6 protein-coding genes are annotated in these 6,241 nt (G+C 61.9%); 3 read left to right on the plus strand and 3 right to left on the minus strand.

What is annotated here, in order from left to right:
* From AC1DUU_RS20395 to AC1DUU_RS20405, 3 genes are all read right to left on the minus strand, one after another.
* Window positions 1-393: indole-3-glycerol phosphate synthase TrpC (locus tag AC1DUU_RS20395; protein ID WP_476785217.1), on the minus strand; the 393-nt coding region annotated here is incomplete at its 3' end.
* A 4-nt stretch (window positions 394-397) separates the two neighbouring features.
* Window positions 398-1,408 (minus strand): anthranilate phosphoribosyltransferase, encoded by a 1,011-nt coding sequence (gene trpD, locus AC1DUU_RS20400; RefSeq protein ID WP_476785218.1) that lies wholly within the window; start codon window positions 1,406-1,408, stop codon window positions 398-400.
* Window positions 1,405-3,303 (minus strand): SurA N-terminal domain-containing protein, encoded by a 1,899-nt coding sequence (locus AC1DUU_RS20405; RefSeq protein ID WP_476785219.1) that lies wholly within the window; start codon window positions 3,301-3,303, stop codon window positions 1,405-1,407. Before AC1DUU_RS20405 ends, trpD begins: the two co-directional genes overlap by 4 nt.
* Before the next feature lie 146 nt (window positions 3,304-3,449).
* Here AC1DUU_RS20405 and tpiA point away from each other — a divergent pair, with 146 nt between their 5' ends.
* The 3 genes from tpiA (at window position 3,450) to AC1DUU_RS20420 (ending at window position 6,149) form a co-directional block, all read left to right on the plus strand.
* Window positions 3,450-4,214 (plus strand): triose-phosphate isomerase, encoded by a 765-nt coding sequence (gene tpiA / locus AC1DUU_RS20410; RefSeq protein WP_476785220.1) that lies wholly within the window; start codon window positions 3,450-3,452, stop codon window positions 4,212-4,214.
* Window positions 4,215-4,370: 156 nt separating this feature from the next.
* Window positions 4,371-4,832, plus strand: coding sequence for a preprotein translocase subunit SecG (gene secG, locus AC1DUU_RS20415; RefSeq protein WP_476785221.1), 462 nt, complete (start codon window positions 4,371-4,373; stop codon window positions 4,830-4,832).
* 216 nt (window positions 4,833-5,048) lie between these two features.
* On the plus strand, window positions 5,049-6,149 hold the full coding sequence (locus tag AC1DUU_RS20420; protein ID WP_476785222.1) for a L,D-transpeptidase: 1,101 nt from the start codon (window positions 5,049-5,051) through the stop codon (window positions 6,147-6,149).
* Window positions 6,150-6,241: the final 92 nt, after the last annotated feature.

Here is a 6,241-nt window from a genome sequence, read left to right on the forward strand (position 1 = left end):
GTGCACCTGGTAGGGCTCGAACATGAAATCCTTGCGCAAGGCAGGCAGGGCGCAGGCGTCGCGCGCGGCAGTCAAAAATTCCGGGGCACCCTGGAAGGATGGCGTGTCGGTCAGCACCGACAGGCAGGCCGCTCCACCTTCGGCATAGGCCCGGGCAAGTGCCGGCGGGTCGAAATCGGGACGGATCAGGCCCTTGGACGGGCWCGCCTTCTTGATCTCGGCGATGAGACCAAAACGGTTGTCACGGCGCTTGGACTCGAGAGCCGCAAGGAAGCCGCGCGGTTTGGCGGCGTCGCGCGCCATCGCCTTGATCTCAGCGAGCGGCAGCAGTGCCTTGGCGGCTGCGATCTCGTCGCGCTTGTAGGCTTCGATTCGGCGCAAGATGTCGGCCATGTCTTTATCCGTTCGAAACGCCGATCAGGCGGTCGAGCACGGCAAGCGCCCGCCCGCTGTCAATTGCCTCGGCGGCAAGTGCCACGCCTTCACCGATGGTCGCGACCTTGTCGGCAACGACGAGACCAGCACCGGCGTTCATCAGCACTGTATCACGATAGGCACCCTTGGCGCCTTCGAGCACGCCGCGCAGGGCTGCTGCATTGTAGGCCGAATCGCCACCTCGCAACTCTTCGCGCGTGTGTCGGGGGAGGCCAACCTGTTCCGGCGTCAGCGTGAAGTTGCTGATGCTGCCATTGGCGAAGGCCGCGACATGGGTCTCACCCGTGGTGGTGATCTCGTCATAGCCGTCGCCGTGAACGACCCAGACATGCTTGGCGCCAAGTTCCTTCAGCGTCTCGGCCACCGGCTCGACCCATTCAGGCGAGAACACGCCGACAAGCTGGCGGTTGACGCCGGCTGGATTGGAGAGTGGCCCGAGCAGGTTGAAAATAGTTCGGGTGCCGAGTTCGACGCGCGTTGCGCCAACATGTTTCATCGCCGGATGATGCGCCGGCGCGAACATGAAGCCGATGCCGGCCTGGTGAATGCAGCGTCCGATCGCTTCGGGCGACAAGTCGATGTTGACGCCAAGCGCCGTGAGCACGTCGGCAGCACCTGTCAGCGAAGATAGGCCGCGGTTGCCATGCTTGGCCACGGGCACACCTGCGCCCGCGATCACGAAGGCCGATGCGGTCGAGATGTTGACGCTGTGCGAGCCGTCGCCGCCGGTGCCAACGATGTCGATGGCATCCGCAGGGGCTTCGACGCGAAGCATCTTGTCGCGCATGGTGGCGACAGCACCCGAGATTTCGCTGACGGTCTCGCCGCGCACGCGCAGCGCCATCAGGAAGCCGCCGATCTGGCCSGGCGTCGCTTCGCCCGACATGATGATGTCGAAAGCCTCGCGCGCCTCACCGAAGGTGAGGGGCGTGCCCGACGCAATCTTGGCGATATGCGGCTTCAGTGCGCTCATGGCGTCCCCACCGCAAGTGCCCGGGTAATTGCATCCCGGTTGATCGTGACCTGATACTCACCTTGAAGCTGAGCGACRATCTGGTCGAGCAGGTCGTCAGACATGCCCGAGGCAAATGTCTTCTGCGCGTCCTCAGGCACAGCACTCTTGTCCACGCCGGCCGGCTCGAACACTTCAGCGACCTTGAAGAGGATCTGCGCATCACCGGTGGGGGCCGGAACGATACCAGTGCCGCCCTGGCCCATCGCAAACATCGCAGCAGCGCCCTCACGGCCGAAATCGGCGTCGTCGGTTTCGCGCTTGAGCCCGCGCTTGGTCTGCTTCTCAAGCTTCAGTTCGCCAGCGATCACGTCCAGCGCGGTGCCGTCCTTGAGCCGCTTTTCAAGCTCGTTGGCCTTGTCCATCAGGCGCTTCGTCGCTTCAGCCGCGGTCCAGTCCGCCACAACCTTTTCGCGCACTTCATCGAGTGTACGGTCGCGGGCTGGTGTGATGTCGTCGACCTCATAGAACACGAAGCCGTTGGTACCGACATTGAGCGGTGGGTTTTCGATGCCGGCTTCAGCCTCGAAGGTCGCCTGGATCAGGTTGCGCGAATCCGGCAGCGTGTTGATGATGGTGCCGTCGGCACCCTGGCCGGCACGGTCGATCGCATCGATCGTCACTACCTTGAGCTTCAGCTTGTCGGCAGCCGCCTGCATCGAGTCACCGCCAGCGCGCGCGTCCTCATAGGAATCATGCGCGTCGAGCAGGACGCGGTTGGCTTCGGCAAGGGCGAGTTCCTTGCGGATCTGGTCCTTGACCTCGTCAAACGTCTTTACCGTCTCGGGCGTGATCTCGCTGACGCGCACCAGCACAGGGCCGAAAGCGCCCTGGACGACATCGCTGACCTGGTTTGCCTGCAACGCGAAAGCCGCTTCGGCAACAGCCTTGTCGGCGATCTGATCCTTGGTCAGCGTGCCGAGCGTCACGTCGGCTGCGGTCTTGCCCTGGTCAGCGACGACCTTGTCGAAGGTCGCCCCGCCCTTGATCGCATCGGAAGCCGCTTTGGCTGCATCGGCGTTGCCGAGAACCAGCTGGTCGATCTTGCGCGTCTCGGCCGTGGTGAAGTGCGACTTGTTCTTGTCATAGTCCTGGCGAACCTGCTCGTCGGTGATTGACGCGAGGTCCATGATGTCTTCCGGCTCAAGCTTGACGTAGCTCAGCTTGCGGAATTCCGGCGCGGCATAGTTCTTCTTGTTTTCCTCAAACCATGCCTTGAGCACCTCGTCGCTCGGTGCGGCGACAGGCTCGACGAGCGATTTGGGCAGCGGCAGATAGTCGATGGTGCGGTCTTCGCCGCGATAAAGTGCTACCGCGCGCAAGAAGGTGTCGGGAGCCTCAAGGCCATCGGAAACGGCTTCGACAATCTGCTGGCGGACAGCCACCTGGGCGCGGTTCTTGAGGTAATCTTCGGGACGCATGCCGATCTGGCGCAGGATATATTCAAATGCCTGGCGGTCGAACTGGCCATCGGGACCACGGAATGTAGGATCGTCCCAGGTCAGCTGGGCAAGGCGGTCCTTCGACAGGCCAAGGCCGAGCTTGCGGGCCTGTTCGTCGAGCACCGCACCGGCGACGAGCTGGGACAGTACCTGGTTGTCGATACCAAGCGCGTTTGCCTGATCGCGGGTCAGGCGTTGGCCGAACTGTTGCGACATGACGTTAAGCTGACGGTCATAGGCGAGGCGGTATTCGACCCCTGAAACGGACGTGTCGCCGGCGGTGACCACCTTGTCGCCACTGAACTGGTTCAGCATACGTCCTGAGATGCCCCAGATCGCGAAGCTGACGACGAGTAGCAGAAGCAGCAGCTTAGCAACCCAGGTTCCCGCAGCACTGCGCATCGATTCGAGCATGTATCAGATCCCGTATACGCGCATTTTCGCATGCGCCTGCATGAACGAAGCGCAATAGCGCCCTTCAAGGCCAGTGTCGATTGCTTTGTGGTTTGTTTTTGGTAGTGAGGTTGCCCTAGCGAATATCGATTTCGAGGGAAAAGCACATGACGCCAGGAATCCGCCCGCTTGTTGCCGGCAACTGGAAAATGAACGGCACAAGCACGTCGCTCAACGAATTGCGCAACATCGCCGGTGGTTTCATGGGCGGCCTCGATACCGAGACCGAAGCGCTTTTGTGTGTACCGGCGACGCTGCTTTCGCGTGCCGCTGAAATCCTTCACCGCACGCCGGTCAAGGCAGGCGGACAGGATTGCCATGCCAAGGAGAGTGGCGCCCACACCGGCGACGTCTCGGCGGAGATGTTGAAGGACGCCGGCGCCAGCCACGTCATTGTCGGGCATTCCGAACGCCGCACCGATCATGGCGAAACCGATGCTATGGTTCGCGCCAAGGCTGAAGGAGCGTGGCGGGCAGGGCTGGTGGCAGTGATCTGCATCGGCGAGACACTTGCCGAACGCGAGACCGGGGCGACGCTTTCGATACTGTCGCGCCAGATTGAAGGCTCGGTGCCTGCCAGTGCGACACCTGCCGACGCGATCATCGCTTACGAGCCTGTTTGGGCAATCGGTACTGGCTTGACGCCGACCGTAGCCGACATCGCCGAAGCGCATGCGCATATCCGTGCGCGTTTGGCAGAGAAGCTGGGTGCATCGGCAGGCAAGATGCGCATTCTCTATGGCGGGTCGGTCAAGCCATCGAACGCCAATGAATTGCTGGCCATCGCCAATGTCGATGGCGCGCTCGTCGGCGGCGCAAGTCTCAAGGCTGCTGACTTTCTTGGCATTGCCGAGGCCTACCGCAAGCTCTGATTTCACCGCACGTGACCGTTGCAAAGGCAGCGTGTCATCCCATATTCGGCGGGCGGGCTTGGAAATGCCTAGAAAGCATTGTATTGAGCCGCCTCCGGAAGGCCGGGCGCTTCGGCGCGCGGCAAGTCCCCGTCAGGAAAGATCCCAGGAAGCGCAATGGAAACCGTCCTTATCGTCATTCACTTGATGGTCGTGCTCGCCCTTGTTGGCGTTGTGCTCCTGCAGCGCTCTGAAGGCGGTGGCCTCGGCATCGGTGGCGGTTCGGGCTTCATGACTGCGCGCGGCGCCGCCAACGCGCTGACCCGCGCGACCGCCATCCTGGCGACTGTGTTTTTCGTGACGTCACTGACGTTGTCGATCGTCGCTCGCTACAGCCCGAAGGAAATCGACATCCTTAATCGTGCGCCGACCACTCAAGGTGGCACGACCGGCAAGGGCGTTCTCGACCAGCTCGGTGGCTCGACCACGCCGGCTCCTGGCACCGCCACTCCTGYAGCGCCCGCATCTGGCACCACGGCTCCGGCGGCGACTCAACCCGCTGCGCCGGCCGCTTCGGGTACCGAGCAGCCCGCTCCGGCGACACCGGTAGCCCCCGCAGCACCGCAGGTTCCTAACTAAGTATTAAGCTCTTGCCGCAACCTGTTGTTGTTTGAACACAGTTGCGGCAAATGCTGCACGGATAAGTAAAATTCGATCATTTCGCCGGTGGTGCCTCCCTTGAGGCATCTCCGGCTAATCGATAATAGCAGCCTTGCGGCATATCGGCGGGGGGAGCCTTGGAGGCACCGCGTTGTCGCGCGAAAATTTGCGTTGAACATTCGGGATCCCTACGCCATGCAGCTCCGCCGCATCCTTCTAGCTGGTCTTTGTGCCTCTCTGATGAGCTCGACAGCCTTTGCCGCCACTTCGGCCGGCATGGTTGCTGCGCCGCAGTCCGAGGTTGCAAGCAACATCGTTTTGATCGCCGCCAAGAGCGACGCTGCCGAACTCAAGATTCTCAAGAAAAAGAAGAAGCCGACTGACGAGGATCTGTCGCGAATCAAGGACCTCGAAGCCAAGATCGCAGCCGACAAGGAAACCGCCCGGCTCAAGATGCTCGAAGCCAAGAAGATGGCGATGCGGGCAGCGGCCAAGGAAAAGGCTGACCAGGCGCGTGAACTCGCCCGCCTGAAGAAGACCGAAAAGGCAGCCGCCCAGGTGGCCGAGATTACGCCTGCGGTGCGCAAGCCCGTACAGCCGATCGAGTTGTTGCAGCCAGTAGCTCCCCTGATGCCCGACGCGGTCGCTGTGGCCTCGACCGGCAACAATGGCGAGCTGCGAAGCGAGGTCCAGGCGCGGCCACAGAAGGCCGGTCTGCTCGCCGGCATCTTCGGTGGCAGCAGCATTGCGCCGCAGCAGTCGATGCTGCCGCAGACGCGTGCGCTCGACGCCGTGCTGCAGGCCAAGCAGGCCAACAAGCAGTTCAAGGTGAAGTCCGACTACGAGCCGCAGGAAGTGACGTTTTCGGGCTATGAGCGTGGCCAGATCGTCGTCGATACCGGCAAGCGCTATCTCTATCTGGTCGAATCATCCTCGACCGCCCGCCGCTATGCGATCGCGGTCGGTCGCGAAGGCCTGGAGTTCAAGGGCAAGGCGACCATCGGCGACAAGCAGGAATGGCCGCGCTGGATTCCGACCAAGGATATGCAGGAGCGCGAGCCCAAGAAATACGGCCGCTACAAGGACGGCATGAACGGCGGGCCCGAAAATCCGCTCGGCGCGCGCGCCATCTACCTTTACCAGGGCAACAAGGATACCCATATCCGCATCCACGGTACCAATCAGCCGCAGACGATCGGCACGAATTCTTCGAACGGCTGCTTCCGAATGGTCAACGACCATGTCATGGACCTCTACAATCGCGTTAAGATGGGCTCTGAAGTCATCGTCATGTAAGGCGTCTTTCCGACGTTGATAGTTGGCCGGCGGTCACGCCGGCCTTTTTGTTTGCACGGCCTACCCGGCAGCAAGAATGAACAGCAACATAG

It is taken from the genome of Aminobacter sp. P4_H6_2 (genome assembly GCF_056400805.1).